The organism is Actinomadura sp. NPDC048032 (assembly GCF_040653175.1).
Lineage (GTDB): Bacteria > Actinomycetota > Actinomycetes > Streptosporangiales > Streptosporangiaceae > Spirillospora > Spirillospora verrucosospora.
This window is the reverse complement of record NZ_JBEZJP010000613.1, coordinates 1-3,559: the sequence shown is the minus strand read 5'-3', so window position 1 is coordinate 3,559 and position 3,559 is coordinate 1. Positions and strand designations below refer to the sequence as shown.

The 3,559-nt window shown below is 73.4% G+C and carries 2 protein-coding genes; both read right to left on the bottom strand.

Translation table 11 applies throughout. The features are described 5' to 3' along the window. Positions 1 to 580 (bottom strand): condensation domain-containing protein (locus tag AB0C69_RS39985; RefSeq protein WP_360361587.1); only part of this gene is annotated, 580 nt, incomplete at its 3' end. Beyond that, the coding region (locus tag AB0C69_RS39980) for an amino acid adenylation domain-containing protein (protein ID WP_360361584.1) at positions 577 to 3,559 on the bottom strand (2,983 nt) is incomplete at its 5' end. The genes AB0C69_RS39980 and AB0C69_RS39985, both read right to left, overlap by 4 nt.

Genomic DNA, 3,559 nt, shown 5'->3' with positions numbered 1-3,559 from the left:
GTCCGACCTGTGCACGATCCCCGGGGCCTCGGCGAGGACGTTGCCCAGCATGGTGCTGCCGCTGCGACACCAACCGGTGATCCCCGGCGAGGTAGAGCGCGAACAGCTCGGTCTGCAGGACGGGCGTGGACCAGCCGTCCAGCAGGATGTGGTGGTTGGTGAAGACCATGCGGTGCAGGCCGTCCGCGAGCCTGATGAGCATGAAGCGCAGCAGCGGCGGCCTCGCCATGTCGAACGGGCGGGCGCGTTCGGCGTCGGCCAGTTCGCGGGCCCTGGCCTCGCGTTCGGGTCCGGGCAGGGCCGACAGGTCCTCGTCCTGCCACGGCAGCCGCACCGTGCGCTGGACGACCTGGACCGGGGAACCTTCCTTGCGCTGCCGGAACCCGGCTCGCAGGTTCGCGTGCCGGCGCAGGAGCGCCGCCGCGGCGGCCTTCAGCGCGTCCGCGTCCAGCGGGCCGTGCAGGTCGAACACGATCTGCGCGGTGTAGACGTCGTGGCCGGAGCCGTAGAGGGCGTGGAAGAACAGCCCCTCTTGCAGCGGGGAGAGCGGGAGGATGTCCTCAAGCTGCGACCTGCTCACTCCAGCTCCCATTCGCCGTCGAGCTCGGCGGCGAGCTCGTCGATCTCGTCCTGGCTGACGTCCACCAGGGAAAGGTCCGACGGGGTGAACCCGCCGACGGGGCCCTCGGCGGCGCCGGCGACGTGCGCGACCAGGCCGCGCAGCGCCGCGTACCAGCGGCCGGCGAGGTCCTCGATCGCGTCGCCGTCGAACAGGTCGCCGGCCCACGTCCACGTCGCGGACAGCTCGGGGCCGCCGGGCAGCTCGCGGGTGTGCGCGTTGACCTCGATCGCGTGGACGAGGCCGAGCGCGGCGTCCTGGCCGGCGCCGAGGGCGTCGCCGTCGGCCTGGCCGGCCGGCCCCCAGTCGGTGGCCTCGGGCGCGGCGGAGCGGCCGAGGTAGTTGAACGCGATCTGCGGGCGGCCGCGCAGCCGCTCGCCGGCCGCCGGGTTGAGGTGGCGGAGCAGCCCGTACCCGATGCCGTTGTCGGGGATCTCGCGGAGCTGCTCCTTGACCCGCTTGAGGGCGGTGCCCACGGCCTGGCCGCCCTCGCGGACGTCGGCGGGCTCGACCAGGCCCGCGTCCAGGCGCACCGGGTAGATGGAGGTGAACCAGCCGGCGGTGCGGGACAGGTCGACGCCGGGGACGATCTCCTCGCGGCCGTGCCCCTCGAGGTCGATGAGGACCGCCGTGTCCTCGGACGCGCCGCGCTCGCGCCGCCATTCGGCGACGGCGAGGGCGAGGCCGGTGAGCAGCACGTCGTTGGCGCGCCCGTGGAACGCGGCGGGCACGTCGGTGAGCAGCGGCCCGGTCACGTCGGCGGGCAGGTCGAGGGTGAGGTGCCGGGCCGTCCCGAAGGTGTCGGCGGCCGGGTCCAGCGGCCGGGCGCCGAGAACGGGGTCGGGGGTGGCGAGGACGTCCTCCCAGAGCGGCAGCTCCGCCGTGCGGGCGGGGTCGGACGCCTCGGCGGCGAGGCGCTGCGCCCAGCGGCGGAACGAGGTCGGGACGGGGTCGAGGCCGCCCCCGGCCCAGGCCGTGACCAGGTCGGGCAGGAGGATCCGCCACGAGACGCCGTCCACGGCCAGGTGGTGGACGGTGAGCAGGAGCCGCCCGGACGCGGCGGGCCCCGCGTCGAACCAGACGAGCCGCGCCATGGTCCCGGCGGCCGGGTCGAGGGCGCGGCGGGCGGCCTCGGCCTCGGCGGTGAGCACGGCGCGCAGCTCCGCGGCGCCGAGCCCGGCGACGTCCACGCGGCGGACGAGAGGCGCAGCGTCGACGGCGCCGGGCTCGGCGACCTCGAACTCGGCGCCGTTCACGCGCAGGCGGAGCATGTCGTGGTGGTCCAGGAGCGTCTGGAGCGCGGCGGTCAGCCGCTCCGTGCCGAGGTCCGGCGGGACCTGGAGCAGCATGCGCTGGCTGTAGCCGTCGACGGGGCCGTGCAGCTCCTGGAACCAGCGCATGATCGGGGTGGCGGGGACGCGGCCGATGCCCGCGCCCGGCGCCTCCGCCTCGGTCTGCTCACCCTCGCCGACCGGCTTGGCGGTGGCGGCGAGTTCTTCGACGGTCTGGTGCTGGAAGACCTCGCGGGGCGTGATGACCAGGCCGGACTGGCGGGCGCGGGAGACGAGCTGGATCGCGATGATGGAGTCGCCGCCCAGGTCGAAGAACCCGTCGTCGATCCCGACCCGCTCCAGCCCCAGGACTTCGGCGAACAGGCGCGCGAGCGTCTCCTCCTGCTCGGTGCGCGGCGCCCGCGACGACACCTTCGCCCCGAAATCGGGGGCAGGGAGCGCCTTGCGGTCCAGCTTGCCGTTCGAGGTCAGCGGCAGAGCGTCCAGCTCCACGACGGCCGCCGGAACCATGTGGTCGGGCAGGGCCTTCGCGGCGAAGCGGCGCAGCTCGGCGGTGTCGGCTCCGGGCGCGACGACGTAGGCGATGAGGCGGTCGTCGCGGACCACGACGGCGGCGTCGCGGACGTCCTCGTGCCTGGTCAGGACGGCCTGGATCTCGCCCGGCTCGATCCGGAAGCCGCGCAGCTGCACCTGCTGGTCGCCGCGCCCGAGGTAGTCGAGGGTCCCGTCGGTGCGCCAGCGGCCGAGGTCGCCCGTGCGGTACATGCGGGTGCCTGGCTCGCCGTGCGGGTCGGCGACGAACCGCTCGGCGGACAGGCCGGGACGGTTCAGATACCCGCGCGCCAGACCCGGCCCCGCGACGTACAACTCGCCGACGACGCCGGGCGGGACCGGCTGGAGACGACCGTCCAGGACGTAGACGCGCAGGTCCGGAATGCCAACGCCGATGAGGCTCCCCGCCGCCGTGGCCGCGTGGACGGGGTCGAGGGCGAGGTACGAGACGTGCACGGTGGTCTCGGTGATCCCGTACATGTTGACCAGGACGGGGGCGTCCTCCGGGTGCCGGGAGTACCAGTCCTCCAGGCGTCCCAGGTCGAGTGCCTCACCGCCGAAGACGATGTAGCGCAGAGCGAGGTCCCTGCCCGGGTTCTGCTTGTCGGCCGCCATCAACTGGTAGAAGGCCGACGGGGTCTGGTTGAGGACGGTGACCTTCTCGGCCGCGAGCAAGTCGAGGAAGTCGTCCGGCGAACGGGACGTCAGGTAGGGGACGACGACGAGCCTGCCGCCGTACAGCAGGGAACCCCACAGCTCCCACACTGAGAAGTCGAATGCATAGGAGTGGAACAGCGTCCAGACGTCCTGGGGACCGAAGTCGAACCACTCCTCGGTCGAACGCAGCAACCGCACCACGTTCTGGTGCGGAACCACCACACCCTTCGGACGCCCCGTCGAACCCGACGTGTAGATCACGTAAGCCGGATGGTCGGGGTCGATGGCGAGACCGAGGTCGGTAGCGGGAAGACCCGGGTCGTCCAGCCCCTCCAAGTCCTCCGGACGCAAGGTCGCGGCAGGACGAGCGTCTTCGAGCATGGAGGCGATGCGGTCCCGCGGGTAGTCCGGATCGATCGGGACGTAAGCCGCCCCCGCC